The 16,904-nt window shown below is 68.4% G+C and carries 17 protein-coding genes; 11 read left to right on the top strand and 6 right to left on the bottom strand.

The features are described 5' to 3' along the window. Positions 1–51 precede the first annotated feature (51 nt). The 6 genes from X946_RS07020 (at position 52) to cobA (ending at position 6,251) form a co-directional block, all read left to right on the top strand. Positions 52–1,731, top strand: a complete 1,680-nt coding sequence (locus X946_RS07020) for a nitrite/sulfite reductase (protein ID WP_038745224.1) — start codon at positions 52–54, stop codon at positions 1,729–1,731. Positions 1,732–1,753: 22 nt separating this feature from the next. Next, complete coding sequence (locus tag X946_RS07015; protein WP_038745222.1) at positions 1,754–2,296, top strand: DUF934 domain-containing protein; 543 nt, start codon at positions 1,754–1,756, stop codon at positions 2,294–2,296. Then, positions 2,293–3,042, top strand: coding sequence for a phosphoadenylyl-sulfate reductase (locus X946_RS07010; protein WP_038745221.1), 750 nt, complete (start codon positions 2,293–2,295; stop codon positions 3,040–3,042). Before X946_RS07015 ends, X946_RS07010 begins: the two co-directional genes overlap by 4 nt. Positions 3,043–3,119: 77 nt before the next feature. After that, complete coding sequence (cysD, locus tag X946_RS07005; RefSeq protein WP_038745219.1) at positions 3,120–4,082, top strand: sulfate adenylyltransferase subunit CysD; 963 nt, start codon at positions 3,120–3,122, stop codon at positions 4,080–4,082. Between the two features lie 22 nt (positions 4,083–4,104). Then, positions 4,105–5,421 (top strand): sulfate adenylyltransferase subunit 1, encoded by a 1,317-nt coding sequence (locus X946_RS07000; RefSeq protein ID WP_038745217.1) that lies wholly within the window; start codon positions 4,105–4,107, stop codon positions 5,419–5,421. Between the two features lie 59 nt (positions 5,422–5,480). Beyond that, positions 5,481–6,251 (top strand): uroporphyrinogen-III C-methyltransferase, encoded by a 771-nt coding sequence (cobA, locus tag X946_RS06995; RefSeq protein ID WP_038745307.1) that lies wholly within the window; start codon positions 5,481–5,483, stop codon positions 6,249–6,251. Positions 6,252–6,462: 211 nt separating this feature from the next. Here the strand turns inward: cobA and X946_RS34995 are convergent, their stop codons facing one another. The 4 genes from X946_RS34995 to lptF form a co-directional block, all read right to left on the bottom strand. Next, complete coding sequence (locus X946_RS34995; protein WP_156432263.1) at positions 6,463–6,636, bottom strand: hypothetical protein; 174 nt, start codon at positions 6,634–6,636, stop codon at positions 6,463–6,465. Positions 6,637–6,829: 193 nt separating this feature from the next. Then, entirely contained in the window at positions 6,830–7,216 is a 387-nt protein-coding gene (locus X946_RS06990; protein ID WP_038745305.1) for a sirohydrochlorin chelatase, read from the bottom strand. Positions 7,217–7,256: 40 nt separating this feature from the next. Then, the gene (gene lptG, locus X946_RS06985) at positions 7,257–8,408 is read right to left on the bottom strand and encodes an LPS export ABC transporter permease LptG (RefSeq protein ID WP_038745215.1); all 1,152 of its coding nucleotides are present in this window, start codon (positions 8,406–8,408) and stop codon (positions 7,257–7,259) included. Positions 8,409–8,411: 3 nt separating this feature from the next. After that, positions 8,412–9,509 carry an LPS export ABC transporter permease LptF gene (lptF, locus tag X946_RS06980; RefSeq protein ID WP_038745214.1) on the bottom strand — a complete coding sequence of 366 codons (1,098 nt, stop codon included), beginning with the start codon at positions 9,507–9,509 and terminating at the stop codon, positions 8,412–8,414. A 120-nt stretch (positions 9,510–9,629) separates the two neighbouring features. Here lptF and X946_RS06975 point away from each other — a divergent pair, with 120 nt between their 5' ends. The 3 genes from X946_RS06975 to X946_RS06965 are packed head-to-tail and all read left to right on the top strand — an operon-like array spanning position 9,630 to position 12,313. Then, positions 9,630–11,141, top strand: coding sequence for a leucyl aminopeptidase (locus X946_RS06975; protein WP_038745212.1), 1,512 nt, complete (start codon positions 9,630–9,632; stop codon positions 11,139–11,141). Positions 11,142–11,184: 43 nt separating this feature from the next. Continuing rightward, on the top strand, positions 11,185–11,601 hold the full coding sequence (locus X946_RS06970; protein WP_038745210.1) for a DNA polymerase III subunit chi: 417 nt from the start codon (positions 11,185–11,187) through the stop codon (positions 11,599–11,601). Positions 11,602–11,623: 22 nt separating this feature from the next. Then, positions 11,624–12,313: a DUF2486 family protein gene (locus tag X946_RS06965; protein WP_038745208.1), complete on the top strand. Its 690-nt coding sequence runs from the start codon at positions 11,624–11,626 to the stop codon at positions 12,311–12,313. Between the two features lie 139 nt (positions 12,314–12,452). Here the strand turns inward: X946_RS06965 and X946_RS06960 are convergent, their stop codons facing one another. Together X946_RS06960 and ilvD are read right to left on the bottom strand one after the other, a co-directional pair. Next, complete coding sequence (locus tag X946_RS06960) at positions 12,453–12,776, bottom strand: c-type cytochrome (protein WP_038745303.1); 324 nt, start codon at positions 12,774–12,776, stop codon at positions 12,453–12,455. 134 nt (positions 12,777–12,910) lie between these two features. Further along, complete coding sequence (gene ilvD, locus X946_RS06955; protein ID WP_038745206.1) at positions 12,911–14,584, bottom strand: dihydroxy-acid dehydratase; 1,674 nt, start codon at positions 14,582–14,584, stop codon at positions 12,911–12,913. Positions 14,585–14,756: 172 nt separating this feature from the next. On the opposite strand from ilvD, the gene X946_RS06950 reads away from it, so the two are divergent. Both X946_RS06950 and lgt read left to right on the top strand, forming a co-directional pair. Beyond that, positions 14,757–15,728: a LysR substrate-binding domain-containing protein gene (locus tag X946_RS06950; protein ID WP_038745302.1), complete on the top strand. Its 972-nt coding sequence runs from the start codon at positions 14,757–14,759 to the stop codon at positions 15,726–15,728. A gap of 107 nt (positions 15,729–15,835) precedes the next feature. Next, entirely contained in the window at positions 15,836–16,726 is an 891-nt protein-coding gene (lgt, locus tag X946_RS06945) for a prolipoprotein diacylglyceryl transferase (protein WP_038745204.1), read from the top strand. Positions 16,727–16,904 lie beyond the last annotated feature (178 nt).

Genomic DNA, 16,904 nt, shown 5'->3' with positions numbered 1-16,904 from the left:
GCGTGGCTAGGACGCCGCGCGGTCATATCGAGCAAACCCTGGGGTCCCCGAATGTACCAGTACGATCAGTACGATCAAACGATCGTCGACGAGCGCGTCGCGCAGTACCGCGACCAGGTCCGCCGCCGCTTGTCAGGAGAATTGAGCGAGGACGAGTTCCGTCCGCTGCGGCTGCAGAACGGCCTGTACATGCAGCGCCACGCGTACATGCACCGCATCGCGATTCCGTACGGCAATCTCCGTAGCGACCAGCTGCGCGTGCTCGCCCGCATCGCGCGCGAGCACGACCGCGGCTACGGCCACTTCTCGACGCGCTCGAACATCCAGTTCAACTGGGTGACGCTCGAGGACACGCCCGAGATCCTCGCGAAGCTCGCGTCGGTGCAGATGCACGCGATCCAGACGTCGGGCAACTGCATCCGCAACATCACCGCCGACCAGTTCGCGGGCGTGGCGCAGGACGAGGAGATCGATCCGCGTCCGTGGGCCGAGATCCTGCGCCAATGGTCGACGTTTCATCCCGAATTCGCGTGGCTGCCGCGCAAGTTCAAGATCGCGGTGTCCGGCTCGAAGGCCGACCGCGCGGCCGTGCAGATCCACGATCTCGGCGTCTACCTGAAGAGGAACGAGGCGGGCGAAGTGGTCGCGAGCATCCTCGCGGGCGGCGGCCTCGGCCGCACGCCGATCGTCGGCGCGATCATCCGCGAGAACCTGCCGTGGCAGCACCTCATCACGTATTGCGAGGCGGTGCTGCGCGTCTACAACCGCTACGGCCGCCGCGACAACCTGTACAAGGCGCGCATCAAGATCCTCGTGAAGGCGCTGTCGCCCGCGAAGTTCGCGCAGCAGGTCGAAGAGGAGTGGCAGCATCTGAAGGACGGCCCGTCGACGCTCACGCAGGAGGAGCTCGAGCGCGTGTCGCGGTACTTCGAGCCGCCCGTCTACGAGAAGCTCGCCGACACCGACGCGTCGTTCGAGCAGCATCTGCTCGAAAACCGCGCGTTCGCGCGCTGGGTCGAGCGCAACGTCGCGCCGCACAAGGTGCCGGGCTACGCGGCCGTCACGCTGTCGCTGAAGAACCACCGCGTCGCGCCCGGCGACGCGAGCGCCGAGCAGATGGAGCAGGTCGCCGACTGGGCCGACGCGTATTCGTTCGGCGAGCTGCGCGTGTCGCACGAGCAGAACCTGATTCTCGCGAACGTGAAGAAGCGTGACCTGTTCGCGGTGTGGGAGAAGGCGAAGGCGGCCGGTTTCGCGACGCCGAACGTCGGCCTCCTGACCGACATCATCGCCTGCCCGGGCGGCGATTTCTGCTCGCTCGCGAACGCGAAGTCGATTCCGATCGCGCTCGCGATCCAGCAGCGCTTCGACGATCTCGACTACGTGCACGACCTCGGCGACGTGTCGCTCAACATCTCGGGCTGCATGAACTCGTGCGGGCACCACCACGTCGGCAACATCGGCATTCTCGGCGTCGACAAGGACGGCGCCGAGTGGTACCAGGTGTCGCTCGGCGGCGAGCAGGGCACCGGCGCGGGCGGCGCGCGTCTCGGCCGCGTGATCGGCCCGTCGTTCTCCGCGGAGGAAGTGCCGGACGTGATCTCGAAGCTGATCGACACGTTCGTCGAGTCGCGCATCGACGGCGAGCGCTTCATCGACACGTACGATCGCATCGGCATCGCGCCGTTCAAGGAGCGCGTCTACGCGGCGCGCCAGACCGCGCACGCGTAACCCAGCGTAGAGGAATCAGCAGATGGCTTTGATTATCAAGAATCGCGAAGTGGCCGACGACGCCTGGCAAGTCGTGCGCGCGGCCGAAGACGGCGCGCTGCCCGCCGTCGACGCGCTGCCGGCCGGCAAGGTGCTCGTGCCGCTCGCGTTGTGGCAGGCCGGGCGCGACGCGCTCGTCGCCGCGAAGCGCAAGGACGAGCTCGGCGTGTGGCTCGCGCCCGACAGCGAACCCGCCGACCTCGCGGCGGATTTCGACCGCATCGCGGTGATCGGCGTCGAATTCCCGCGTTTCGCGGACGGCCGCGGCTACAGCATCGCGCGCCTGTTGCGCGAGCGCCACGGCTGGACGGGCGAGCTGCGCGCGATCGGCGACGTGCTGCGCGACCAGTTGCTCTACATGTCGCGCTGCGGCTTCGATGCGTTCGCGGTGCGCGCGGACAAGGACATCCGCGACGCGCTGAACGCGTTCGGCGAGTTCTCGCAGCGCTACCAGGGCGCATTCGACGAGCCGGCGCCGCTGTTCCGCCGCCGCGCCGCGGCGGCCGACGCGAAGGTGAGCGCATGAGCGCCGCCGACGCCACGACGCTGCCCCCGGCGCTTGCCGCGAAGATCGAACGGCTCGACGCGCTGCTCGCGCAGATCGCCGAGCGCCATCCGAAGGTGAAGTTCGCGAGCAGCCTCGCGGCGGAAGACATGCTCGTCACGCACGCGATCCTGTCGAAGGGCGTGGCGATCGGCGTCTTCTCGCTGAACACGGGCCGCCTGCATGCGGAGACGCTCGACATGATCGAGCGCGTGCGCGAGCGCTACGGCTACGAGATCGAGCAGTTCCATCCGCGGCAGGACGCGGTCGACGCGTACGTCGCCGACCACGGCCTGAATGCGTTCTACGAGAGCGTCGAGCTGCGCAAGGCGTGCTGCAACATCCGCAAGGTCGAGCCGCTGAACCGCGCGCTCGCGGACGTCGACGCATGGGTAACCGGCCAGCGGCGCGAGCAGTCGGTCACGCGCGCGGAGCTGCACGAGCAAGAGCAGGACGACGCGCGCGGGATCGCGAAGTACAACCCGCTCGCCGACTGGACGGAAAGCGACGTGTGGGCGTACCTTACGGCGTTTGACGTGCCGGTGAACCCGCTGCATGCGCGCGGCTACCCGAGCATCGGCTGCGAGCCGTGCACGCGCGCGATCCGCCCCGGCGAGGATAGCCGCGCGGGCCGCTGGTGGTGGGAGTCGCGCGATACGAAGGAGTGCGGGCTGCACATTTCGATCACGCCGATTCCGGCGAGCGCCGAGGCCGGCGACGCGCACTGAGCACCTTACAAAATACTGATATTGCGCCGCCCGCGACTGCGGGCGGCCCAAACCCGGAAGAGAGAAGGACTGAAATCATGAGCACGACGCTCGAGCAATCCGCCTTTGCCCCGCCCGCCGGTGACGCCGCCCGCATGGGCCATCTCGACTGGCTCGAGGCCGAGTCGATCCACATCCTGCGCGAGCTCGTCGCCGAATGCAGCAAGCCGGCGCTGCTGTTCTCGGGCGGCAAGGATTCGGTCGTCGTGCTGCACCTCGCGCTGAAGGCGTTCGGGCTCGGCGCGAACCGCAAGACGGCGCTGCCGTTCCCGCTCGTGCACATCGACACGGGCCACAACTACGGCGAAGTGATCGACTTCCGCGATCGCCGCGCGCAGGAGATCGGCGCCGAGCTCGTGGTCGGCCACGTCGAGGATTCGATCAAGCGCGGCACCGTCGTGCTGCGCCGCGAAACCGATTCGCGCAACGCCGCGCAGGCCGTCACGCTGCTCGAGACGATCGAGCAGCACGGTTTCACCGCGATGATCGGCGGCGCGCGCCGCGACGAGGAGAAGGCGCGCGCGAAGGAGCGGATCTTCTCGTTCCGCGACGAATTCGGCCAATGGGACCCGAAGGCGCAGCGCCCGGAACTGTGGAGCCTCTACAACGCACGCCTGCACAAGGGCGAGCACCTGCGCGTGTTCCCGATCTCGAACTGGACCGAGCTCGACGTGTGGCAGTACATCGCGCGCGAGAAGCTCGAGCTGCCGTCGATCTACTACGCGCACCAGCGCGAGATCGTGCGCCGCAACGGCCTGCTCGTGCCCGTCACGCCGCTCACGCCGATGCGCGAGGGCGAGACGAGCGAAATCGCTCAAGTGCGCTTCCGCACGGTCGGCGACATTTCGTGCACGTGCCCGGTCGAGAGCGACGCGGACGACGTCGAGAAGATCATCGCCGAGACGGCCGTGACCGAGATCACCGAGCGCGGCGCGACCCGGATGGACGACCAGACGTCCGAGGCCGCGATGGAGCAGCGCAAGAAGCAGGGCTATTTCTGACGCACGCGAGGACATCCACATCATGAGCATCATCGAGAACAACGAAGACCTCGGCGTGCTGCGCTTCATCACCGCGGGCAGCGTCGATGACGGCAAGAGCACGCTGATCGGCCGCCTGCTGTACGACAGCAAGGCCGTGCTGTCCGACCAGCTTTCCGCGCTGTCGCGCGCGAAGAACAAGCGCACGGTGGGCGACGAGCTCGACCTCGCGCTCCTGACCGACGGGCTGGAAGCCGAGCGCGAGCAGGGCATCACGATCGACGTCGCGTACCGCTATTTCGCGACCGCGAAGCGCAAGTTCATCATCGCCGACACGCCGGGCCACGAGCAGTACACGCGCAACATGGTGACGGGCGCGTCGACGGCGCACGCGGCGATCATCCTGATCGACGCGACGCGTGTGACGTTCGAGGGCGGCCTCGCGCAGTTGCTGCCGCAGACCAAGCGCCACAGCGCGATCGTCAAGCTGCTCGACCTGCAGCACGTGATCGTCGCGATCAACAAGATGGATCTCGTCGACTACAGCGAGACGCGCTTCAACGAAATCCGCGACGCGTACGTGAAGCTCGCGCAGCAGCTCGGCCTGACCGACGTGCGCTTCGTGCCGGTGTCGGCGCTGAAGGGCGACAACATCGTCGCGGCGAGCGAGCGCATGCCGTGGTACGCGGACGAGCCGCTCCTGAACGTGCTCGAGGCGCTGCCCGTCGAGACGCAGGCGCACGACGCGCTGCGCTTCCCGGTGCAGTGGGTCGCGCGCCAGGACGGCAGCTCGGCCGACGATTTCCGCGGCTACATGGGCCGCATCGAAGCGGGCGAGGTGAAGGTGGGCGACGAGATCGTCGTGCTGCCGTCGAACCGCACGGCGACGATCGCCGAGATCGTCGCGCCGGTGCCGGGCGGCACGGCGGCGGTCGAGCGCGCGTTCGCGGGCCAGACGGTGACGATCCGCCTCGCGGAGGACGTCGACGTGTCGCGCGGCGACACGTTCGTGCCGCGCGGCGAGAGCGTGGAGCCGGCGAAGAAGCTCGAAGCGGATCTCTGCTGGTTCGACGACGCGCCGCTTTCGCCGCAACGCAAGTATTTGCTGAAGCAGACGACGAGCACCGTCTTCGCGAAGATCGGCGCGGTCAAGCAGGTGCTCGACGTGCACACGCTGTCGCACGCGACCGACCGCCACGACCTGAAGATGAACGACATCGGCCGCGTCGCGCTGACGCTGCAAAAGCCGATCGTCTGCGACACGTACGACGCGCATCCGGGCACGGGCGCGTTCGTGTTGATCGACGAGGCGACCCATCACACGGTCGCAGCGGGTATGATTCGTGCGTTTTCCGCGTGACGTCGCGCGCCGCATCGGCGGTGCCCGCCGGCGCGTGCGCACGAAGGGGATCGATGCAAATGGGTAAGGTGTATCTGATCGGCGCAGGGCCGGGCGCGGCGGACCTCATCACGGTGCGCGGCGCGCGCCTGCTTGCCGGCGCCGACGTCGTGCTGCACGACGCGCTCGTCGAGCCGGCGATGCTCGACTATGCGCCGCGCGCGCGCAAGATCGCGGTCGGCAAGCGCTGCGGGCAGCGCTCGAGCGCGCAGCACTTCATCAACAAGCAGATCGTCGACGCGGCGCGCGAGCACGCGGTCGTTGTGCGGCTGAAGGGCGGCGATCCGATGCTGTTCGGCCGCGCGGACGAGGAGATGCGCGCGCTCGAAGCGGCCGGCATCGATTACGAAGTGGTGCCGGGCATCACCGCGGCGCTCGCGAGCGCCGCCGCGCTCAAGCGTTCGCTGACGCTGCGCGGCGTGGCGCGCAGCGTCGCGTTCGCGACGAAAAGCCGCGCGCCGGGCAGCGACGAGATCCGCGAGCAGGTGAACGCGGATTCACTCGTCTACTACATGGGCCGCGACAGCGCGCCCGGGATCGCGCAGCAGTTGATCGACGCGGGGCGCGCGCGCGCGACGCCGGTGGCGATCGTCGAGGCGTGCAGCACGCCGCGCGAGCGCACGCTCACGCTTACGCTCGCGGAGATGGCGGCGGGCGCGGCGCAGGCGTGGCTCGATCCGGCGCAGCCGAGCCTGTTGATGATCGGCGACGCATTCGCCGAGCGCGGGCGGCTCGCGGGCGACGCATCGGACGACGATGCGCGCAAGAACGGGATGCGCGACGCGGCCTGATCTCGGCCGCGGCTGCCGCGCCGCAGCGCGGCAACGATGCGCGATGCGCGATGCGCGATGCGCGATGCGCGATGCGCGTAGACTCGTCGGCCGGGTGCTTCGTTCCGCCCGACGACGCAAGTCTCTGCATGATCCACCCGCTCGCCGGCCACAGGCGAGGCCGCGAAGAAGCCGGCCTCGTCGGCGACGCACAACCGACGACTTCGCCCGGCTACTCGTTCCGATTCGGCGCCATGTCGGCCGCGGCCGACGCCATGCGGGCCGCGGGCCGCCAGCCGATCAGTTTCGCGAGGAAATCCCACGCCATCAGCAGCGCGCCGATCGTGAACACGACGTCGCCGGGCAGGCGCATCCTGTCGGGATCGTCAGGGGGCGGCGAACGCATCAACGTCCGTCGACGGCGAACGGAACGTCGAGCCGGCATCCGAATCGATTCGGATGCGCGAACGGAGCTTGAGCGGCTTGTCCGCTGTCAAGCGGCGTTGCGGGTATCCGCCATGCGGCGGCTCGGTGATCAGGTTGGCCGGCGCATTGCCGCCACCGTGGCGTCGGTCGCCGCGTCTGAACGGGAAAGGCGGTCAGGGCGCGCGGTCGGCGCTTTGCTGCAGGCAATATCCGACGATCGCATCGAGCACCGCATCGTCCTCGCCGACCGCCGTCGCGCAGCGAATGTCGATTGCCGGATGCGCGGCGCGGCACGCGTCGATCAGTTGCGGCAGATCGCGGCGAACGTGGCCGCCCTGGCCGAAGAACACCGGGATCACGGTGATCGCGCCGCAGCCTTGCGCGGCGAGCTCGGCCGTCGCGGCGACGAGCGACGGCTCCATCAATTCGAGAAACGCGAGCACGACGGGCGCATCGGCGCCGCGCGCCGCGCGCAGCTTCGCCGCGAGGCGCTCGAACGGCTCGGCCCAGCGCGCGTCGCGCGCGCCGTGGCCGAACAGGACGATTCCGTGTTTGTTCATCGTGTTCATCGCGCTCTCCCATGACGACGCATGCGCGCGCTCAGTGCCGGTCGACCCACTTCAGCGCGAAGAGGCCGAGCGCGAGATAGATGCAGCCGGGCAGGGCGGCCGTCAGCGGCGCGGGCCACGTGTTCAGCGTGCCGATGTGCGAGAACAGCGTGTTGAAGAGCTGGAAGCTCATCCCGAGCATGATCCCGCCGAACACCTTCACGCCCACGACGCCCGCGCGCGTGTGCAGATACGCGAACGGCAGCGACAGCACGAGCATCACGAACACCGCGAACGGATACAGCAGCTTGCGCCAAAGCGCGATGTCGTAGCGCTGCGTGTCCTGCTGGTTTTCCTTCAGGTGCTGAATGTAGCGGAACAGGTTGAAGAGCGACATCCGCTCGGGCGACACGAGCAGCACCGACAGGATCTGCGGCGTCAGGTCCGAGCGCAGCGAATACTGCGGCAGCGTGACCTGCTGCGCGCGGTAGACGGGGTTCAGCGCATCGGCCGGCTGGCCGCCGCCGGCGCCCGGCAGGTTCGTGAGCTGCGTGTCGGTGACGTCCGTCAGCAGCCAGTGGCCGGGCGGCTGATAGCGGCCGCTCTTCGCGATCCGCACGTTCTGCAGGTTGAACTTCGAATCGAACTCGTAGATCCGCACGTCGCGGATCGTCGAATCGGGCGACAGCTGGCCGACGTTGACGAAGCGCGTGACGGGCTCGCCGTTGTCGCGCGCGGTCAGCGTGTCCTTCACCCAGACGCCCGACGCGAAGTTCGTCGACACCGACGAGCCGAGCGCCTCGAGCCGCACGCGCTCGGACAATTGATCCGAATACGGGCCGATGAATTCGCCGATCAGATAGGTCGCGATGACGATGGGCACGCCGATCTTCAGGAGCGAGCGCAGCGCCTGGTTCGTCGCGAGGCCGGACACGCGGAAGATCGTGAATTCCGAGTTCGCGGCCATCTGCGCGAACACGTAGATCGAGCTGATCAGCGCCGCGACCGGGATGATTTCGTAGAAGCGCGACGGCGCCTGCAGCGCGACGCGCAGCACCGCGTAGCCGAACTTGTAGTTGCCGTGGCCGACCGAGTTCAGCTCGCTGATCAGGTCGAAGAAGAAGAACAGTCCGGAGAACGCGAACAGCACGAAGATGAACGTGACGTAGATCTGCCGCGCGAAGTATCTCTCGTAGAGGCGCATCGGTCAGGCTCCCTGCGAGCGGCCGAGCGAGGCGCGCGAGAACAGTGGCCGGTTGCGCACGCGCAGCCAGAACAGGAACGCGACGACGCCGGCGGCCACGACGTGCAGCCCGACGAGCCCGACGCCGAACGGGATCTTGCCCCGTTCCATTTGCGACTGGACGACGTTCAGCAGATTCGAATAGGTGAGGTAGATCAGCACGGCCATCACGAGGTTCACCGTGCGGCCGCGGCGCGGGTTCTGGTACGCGAGCGGGATCGCGAGGATCATCAGGTTGATCGCGATGAGCGGCAGCCCCGCGCGCCACGCGAATTCGGCGAGGTTCTGGTTGGTCGGATTGCGCAGCAGGTCGGGCGTCGAGGTGCCCGTCGTGGTCGGCTGGCTGACGATCTGCTTGCTCTGGATCTTCACGCCGTAGCGCTCGAACTCCATGATCTTGAAGTTCGGCTGGCCGGGCACGCCGTCGTAGCGGCGGCCGTCCTCGAGCACGATGAAGCGGTCGCCGTTCTTCATCGTCTCGGTGTGGCCCGTCTGCGACACGACGACGTTCACCTTGCCGTGCTCGGTCGTCGTGACGAACACGTTCTGCACCTTCGCCTGGTCGGGCGACATCTTCTCGATGAAGAACACGCGATTGTTCGCGGCGGACTCGCGGAACTGGCCGGGCGCGAGGAGCGAGACTTCGTCGCGCTGCTGGAAGCGCGCCTTGATGAGCTTGCTCTGCTGGTTCGACCACGGCCAGCCGACGAACGCGAAGAAGGCGATGAGGAGCACGATCGGCGTCGCGAACACGCCGATCGGCTTGATGAGCCGCGTGAGGCTCACGCCGGACGCGAGCCAGACGACCATCTCGGAATCCTTGTACCAGCGCGTGAGCACGAACAGGATCGACACGAACAGCGTGCCGACGAGGATCATCGCGAGATAGCCGATCACGGTGAGGCCGATCAGGACCAGCACGTCCTTCGGGTTCACCTCGCCGGACGCGGCGTAGCCGACGATGCGAATCATCATCGACGTCAGCATGATCGTGAGCAGCACCATGAAGACGGCGCCGGCGGTGTACGCAAGCTCGCGCTGGAGGGAGCGTTCGAAGATCATTATTGATGCGAAGAGGGCGGGAAACAGCGCACGAGTGGGGGGCGCTCACGCCGCACGGGAAAAATAGCGGATAATTGCGGCTTTCATCCTTAGCCCAGATTTTATCCGAGGACAAGCGCGATGGACTTTAGCATAAAAGGCTGTGATTGGAGCAAAGGCGCGGCGAAGGGTTTCCTGACGGGGAAATCCGACTGCATCGTGCTCGGCGTGTTCGAGGCGCAAACCTTGTCCGGCGCGGCGCTCGACATCGACGAAGCGACGAAGGGGCTCGTCTCTCGCGTGATCAAGGCGGGCGACATGGACGGCAAGCTCGGCAAGACCTTGTTTTTGCACGAGGTTTCCGGCATCGGCGCGTCGCGCGTGCTGCTCGTCGGCCTGGGCAAGCAGGATGCTTTCAGCCAGAAAGCCTACAACGACGCAGTCAAGGCCGCGTGGCGCGCGCTCCTCGGCACGAAAGTGGTCCAGATTACTTTCACGCTCGCGCAGCTGCCCGTGCCCGATCGCGCGTCCGACTGGGGCGTGCGCGCGGCGATTCTCGCGCTGCGCAACGAGACGTACAAGTTCACGCAGATGAAGAGCAAGCCGGACGCGAGCGCGCAGCCGCTCAAGCGCGTCGTGTTCAGCGTCGATCCGGCCGCCGACAAGGCGGCGAAGGTCGCCGCGAAGCAGGCCGTCGCGCTCGCGAACGGGATGGACCTGACGCGCGATCTCGGCAACCTGCCGGGCAACGTCTGTACGCCGAGCTATCTCGCGAACACCGCGAAGAAGCTCGCGAAGGACTGGGGCCTGAAGGCCGACGTGCTCGGCCTCAAGCAGATCCAGGCGCTCAAGATGGGCTCGTTCCTGTCGGTCGCGAAGGGCTCGGTCGAGCCGCCGCAATTCATCGTGCTGCAATACCAGGGGGCGGCCGCGAAGGCGGCGCCCGTCGTGCTCGTCGGCAAGGGCATCACGTTCGACTCGGGCGGCATTTCGCTCAAGCCGGGCGAGGGCATGGACGAGATGAAGTACGACATGTGCGGCGCGGGCTCGGTGCTCGGCACGATTCGCGCGGTCGCCGAAATGGGCCTGAAGCTCAACGTCGTCGCGATCGTGCCGACCTGCGAGAACATGCCGGCCGGCAACGCGAACAAGCCGGGCGACATCGTCACGAGCATGAAGGGCCTGACGATCGAGGTGCTCAACACCGACGCGGAAGGCCGCCTCATCCTGTGCGACGCGCTCACGTACGCGGAGCGCTTCAAGCCCGCCGCGGTGATCGACGTCGCGACGCTGACGGGCGCGTGCATCATCGCGCTCGGCCATCACAACACGGGCCTCTTCTCGAAGGACGACGCGCTCGCGGGCGAGCTGCTCGACGCGTCGCGCGAGGCGGGCGATCCGGCGTGGCGCCTGCCGCTCGACGACGAATACCAGGATCAGCTGAAGTCGAACTTCGCGGATCTCGCGAACATCGGCGGGCGTCCGGCCGGCAGCGTGACGGCCGCGTGCTTCCTGTCGCGCTTCGCGGAGAACTACCCGTGGGCGCACCTCGACATCGCCGGCACCGCGTGGAAGAGCGGCGCGGCGAAGGGCGCGACGGGCCGTCCCGTGCCGCTGCTCGCGCAGTTCCTGATCGATCGCGCCGGCGCGTGATGGCGCGGGGTTCGACGATCGGCGCGGCGGGGCGCGGCGAGCGATGACGCGCATCGACTTCCATACCAACGTCGGCGATTCGCTCGCGTACGCGTGCCGGCTGCTGCGCAAGGCGTATCAGGCGGGGCAGCCCGTCGTCGTGTGCGCGGAGCCCGCGCGGCTGCGCGCGCTCGACGAGCGGCTGTGGACGTTCTCGCCGCTCGATTTCATTCCGCATTGCGCGATCGACAACGCGCACGCGGCGACCACGCCGATCGTGCTGACCGCGGATCTCGAGCGCGCGTCGCATCATGGCATCCTGCTGAACCTGGGCGCGGATGTGCCGGCGCAGTTCGCGCGCTTCGAGCGGCTGCTCGAAGTGGTCGGCAACGCGCCCGACGAGCTCGCGGCCGGACGCGAGCGGTACCGGTTCTACCGCGACCGCGGCTACGCGCTCAACAACCACAAGCAGGGCGGCTAGCCCGCGCAGACGGAGGACAACCGTGGTCGAAGCCAACGAATCGTCGATTCCCGTGCTGACCGACGTGCTCGTGCCCGGCAACCCCGCGCTCGCGCGGCCGCCCGTCGCCGGGCGCGTGCAGGCGGACGCGGCGGCCGATGCGGCGGCCGATGCAGTGGCCGGTGCGGCGGGCACCGTGGAAGAGGCCCGCGCGGCCGAGCCCGCGGCGCGCGACGCGTCGCCGAGGCTCGTCGACGAGCTGCGCGCGCCGACGCACGTCGAGCCGCCGTTCGTGCCGACGCCGGATGCGCTCGCGGCCGAGCTGCCGACCGCGTATGCGGCGCCCGCGGCGTACGCCGACGAATTGCCAGCCGCGCATTTTGCGGCGGATCTCGCGCCGCCCGCTGCACTGCCGTCGTCGACGCCCGATGCGGCGCGCGCCGCGCCGCCGTATGCCGCGCCGTCGCTCGCCGCGGACCTCGAGGCGCGGCAGATCGCCGAGCGGCTGAAGAGCCGGATGACCAACTATCTGACGGGCGAGGGGCGCGGCCTCATCGAGGCGCGATGCCGCGACGCGTTGCAGGACCATGCGGGCTGGCTCGTCGGCCAGATCGCGCGCGAAGTCGCGCTTGCGCTGGAAACCGCGGTGGCGGGCTGGGTAACGGAGGAAGTCGGCGCGGCGCTCGCCCGTCGCAACGAGCACGGCAACGGCAACGGCAACGCCGCCGCATGACGGCGGGCCGGGGCGGCTCGTCGGCCGCGCTGCGCCGCACGGGGCGTGAGAGGCGGCGCGCAGGTGACGCGCTGCGTGCGCCGCCATCGCGCAATCATGCGCGAGACGCCGTCGTCGGCGTCTTGTCTTTCCATGCGGCTTACTTGAGCGTCAGTACCCAGTGCGCGAGCGTGCCGGCCTCGGCGCTCGTCAATTGCGTGTTCGCGGGCATCGGCACGCCGCCCCACACGCCGACGCTGCCCTTGACGATCGTCTGCGCGAGATAGCCGGCGGCGTCGCCGCGCGCGGCGTACTTGTCGGCGATCGCGCGGAACGACGGCCCCATCAACGTCTTGTCGATCGCATGGCACGCCATGCAGTTCTTGCGTTGCGCGAGCGCGAGCCCGTCGGACTGCTGCGCATGCGCATTTGCGGCCGCGGCAACGAGCGCGATTGCCATCAGGCGCAAGGTCGTTCTCTTCATGCTGGTCTCCGCCGGCACAGCGTCCGGCTTGGCGGTGCGCGCATTATAAAAGGAAAGGGGGCGCGAGTACGTCGCGCCCCCTTCGTCATCTTGTCGCTTTTTGTGGTTCCGCCGTGGCGGCGCGCGCTCGCGCGTCAGCCCGTCACCGCGCCCTTGTTCGCCGGGCGGGCGAGCGCCGCATACTTCGCGAGCACGCCGCGCGTGTAACGCGGCGCCGGTTGCTTCCATGCGGCGCGGCGGCGCGCCAGCTCGGCGTCGTCGACGTTCAGTTGCAGCAGCAGCTTGTGCGCGTCGATCGTGATCGAATCGCCCTCCTGCACGAGCGCGATCGTGCCGCCGACGAACGCTTCCGGCGCGACGTGGCCGACCACCATCCCCCACGTGCCGCCCGAGAAGCGGCCGTCCGTGATGAGGCCGACCGATTCGCCGAGGCCCTTGCCGATGATCGCCGACGTCGGCGCGAGCATCTCCGGCATCCCCGGGCCGCCCTGCGGGCCGAGGTAGCGCAGCACGACCACGTCGCCCGCGTTGATCTTGTCGTCGAGGATCGCCGCGAGTGCGCTCTGCTCGTCATCGAACACGCGCGCCGGGCCGGTGATGACCGGATTCTTCAGGCCGCTGATCTTCGCGACCGCGCCGTCCTCGGCGAGGTTGCCCTTCAGGATCGCGAGATGGCCTTCCTTGTACAGCGCCTGGTCGATCGGGTAGATCACCTTCTGGTCGGCGCGCGGCGCGCTCGGCACGTCCTTCAGCTCCTCGGCGATCGTGCGGCCCGTGATCGTCGTGCAATCTCCGTGCAGCAGGCCCGCGTCGAGCAGGATCTTCATCACTTGCGGAATGCCGCCCGCCGCGTGCAGGTCGGTCGCGACGTACTGGCCCGACGGCTTCAGGTCGCAGATCACCGGCACGCGTTTGCGGATGCGCTCGAAGTCCTCGATCGACCATTCGATCTCGGCCGCGTGCGCGATCGCCAGATAGTGGAGCACCGCGTTCGTCGAGCCGCCGGTGGCCATGATCACCGACACCGCGTTCTCGATCGACTGCTTCGTGATGATGTCGCGCGGCTTCAGGTCGCGCTTCACCGCTTCGACGAGCACGCGCGCCGATTCGGCCGCCGAGTCGACCTTCTCCTGATCAGGATTGGCCATCGTCGACGAATACAGCAGCGACATGCCGAGCGCCTCGAACGACGAGCTCATCGTGTTCGCGGTGTACATGCCGCCGCACGAGCCCGTCGTCGGGCACGCGTTCTTTTCGACCCCTTCGAAATCTTCCTGCGACATGCGCCCGGCGGTGAACTCGCCGACCGCCTCGAACGACGACACGATCGTCAGGTCGCGGCCCTTCCAGTGGCCGGGGCGGATCGTGCCGCCGTACACGTAGATGCCCGGCACGTTGATTCGCGCGAGCGCGATCATGCCGCCCGGCATGTTCTTGTCGCAGCCGCCCACGACGACGACGCCGTCCATCCATTGGCCCTGCACGCAGGTCTCGATGCAGTCGGCGATCACCTCGCGCGACACGAGCGAGTACTTCATCCCTTCGGTGCCCATCGACATGCCGTCCGAGATCGTCGGCGTGCCGAAGATCTGCGGATTCGCGTCGGCGGCCTTGACGGCCGCGACGGCTGCGTCCGACAGGCGCTGCAGGCCCGCATTGCACGGCGTGATTGTCGAGTGGCCGTTGGCGATGCCGATCATCGGCTTGTCGAAATCGTCCTTCTGGTAGCCGAGCGCGTAATACATCGAGCGATTCGGCGAACGGGCCACGCCTTGCGTGATGTTCTTCGAGCGGCGGTTGTACGACATGGGGACTCCATCCATCGACTGGTTGACTGTGGGGCGGCGCGCTGCATCGGCGCGGTCCGGCTCAGGTGGGCAAGAATGCAGTTTCTCTTAGAGAATGTCCAATATATTATTCATCACTTATTAGGTCGATTTTCATATTAATCCGTCGGTCGACAAGGACGTGGAGAGCGATGTGACCCCTGATTTACGCCAATGGCGCTATTTCGTCGCCGTCGCCGACGAGCGGCACTTCGGCCGGGCCGCCGAGCGGCTCTCGATGACGCAGCCGCCGCTGTCGCAGGCGATTCGCGCGCTCGAGGACGCGCTCGGCGTCGCGCTGTTCGCGCGCACGAAGCGCTCGGTCGAGCTGACCGCGGTCGGCTCGGCGCTTTTGCCCGACGTGCGGCGGCTGATCGCCGCGGCCGACGCGCTGCCGCCTCTCGCGCAGAGCCTCGCGCGCGGCGAGGCGGGGTCGCTCGCGCTCGCGTTCGTGTCGACAGCCGACTACGGGCTGCTGCCGCAGCTGCTGCGCGAGTTCGGCGCGCGCTATCCGCACGTGCGCCTGCAACTGACCGAGGCGACGAGCGACGTGCAGATCGAGGAGCTCGTCGCGGGCCGCATCGACGCGGGGCTCGTGATTCCGCCCGTGCCGCCGCGCCATGCGGCGTCGCTGTCGTATCTGCCGGTGCTGCGCGAGCCGCTCGTCGTCGCGATGCCGGCCGACGCGAGCGAGGCGGCGGGCGACGCGCCCGTGCGGATCGCCGACATCGCGTCGCTGCCGCTCGTCATCTTCCCGCGTCGTTTGGCGCCCGGCTTTTATGACATCATTACGGGCTGCTACGGCGCGGCGGGTGTCGCGCCGCGCATCGGCCAGGAGGCGATCCAGATGCAGACGATCGTGAGCCTCGTGTCGGCGGGCATGGGCGTCGCACTGGTGCCGCAATCGCTGCGTAACCTGCGGCGCACGGGCGTCGTCTATCGCGCGCTCGCCGCTCCGGCGCCCGTCGTCGAGACGGGCCTCGTGTGGCGCACGGGCGACGTGAGCCCGGTGCTCGCGGGCTTCATCGACGTCGTGCGCGGCGACGCGCAGCGGGTGTCGCCCTCCGATCCGCCGGCCGGCGTGCCTGGCCGGGCGCGCGCGGGCAGGCTCGCGGCGCGCCCGTGAACGTTCGCGCGGCGCGCCCGTCGAACCGCGGTTGCCGCATGCGCGTCGCCTCGAACGTCGGCGTCGCCGTGCGTGCCGCATCGATTCAGAACCATCAACGCTAACTCATGATCATTCATCCGAATTTCGATCCCGTCGCGATTCACCTCGGCCCGCTCGCCGTGCGCTGGTACGGGCTCATGTATCTCGTCGGCTTCATCCTCGCGATCGTCGTCGGGCGGTTGCGCCTGAAGCTGCCGTACGTCGCCGCGCAAGGCTGGAGCGCGAAGGACATCGACGACATGATGTTCTACGGCGTGCTCGGCGTCGTGCTGGGCGGCCGGCTCGGCTATGTGCTGTTCTACAAGGCCGGCTACTACTTCTCGCATCCGCTCGACATCTTCCGGGTGTGGGAGGGCGGGATGTCGTTCCACGGCGGCTTCCTCGGCGTCACGTTGGCGATGGCGCTGTTCGCGTGGCAGCGCAAGCGCCACTGGCTCGAAGTGACCGACTTCGTCGCGCCGATGGTGCCGACGGGGCTCGCGGCCGGGCGTCTCGGCAATTTCATCAACGGCGAGCTGTGGGGCCGCGTGACGAGCCCCGACGCGCCGTGGGCGATGCTGTTCCCGGGCGCGTCGCGCGACGACGCCGCGTGGCTCGCCGCGCATCAGGATCTCGCGGCGAAGTGGGATCTGAACGAGGTGTTCCTGTCGCACCAGATGCTGCCGCGGCATCCGTCGCAGTTGTACGAAATCGCGCTCGAGGGCATTGCGCTCTTCATCGTGCTGTGGTTCTTCTCGCGCAGGCAGCGGCCGATGGGCGCGATCTCGGCGCTGTTCCTGATCGGGTATGGCCTCGCGCGCTTCACGGTCGAATTCGCGCGCGAGCCGGACGATTTCCTCGGTTTGCTGACGTTCGGGCTGTCGATGGGGCAGTGGCTGTCGCTGCCGATGATCATCGCGGGCGTGCTGATGATGGTCTGGGCGTATCGGCGCGGGGGCGTCGCGAAGACGGCCTGATCGAGCGGCGCCGCGCGGCTGCGTGCGATCGCGCGGCCGCCGGCCCGGCGCGAACGGCGTGGGCGGCGGGCCGCGCTTGCGCGTACGCTGATTGCGGCGCACGGCGCACGGCGCACGGCGCACGACGGGCACGGCAGACGGCACATGACGCGCGGCGTACGATGCGCACCGTGCCGAT

It is taken from the genome of Burkholderia sp. ABCPW 111 (assembly GCF_000773065.1).
Lineage (GTDB): Bacteria > Pseudomonadota > Gammaproteobacteria > Burkholderiales > Burkholderiaceae > Burkholderia > Burkholderia savannae.
Note: the sequence above shows the minus strand (reverse complement) of the source record. Positions and strands in the feature narration are given on the sequence as shown.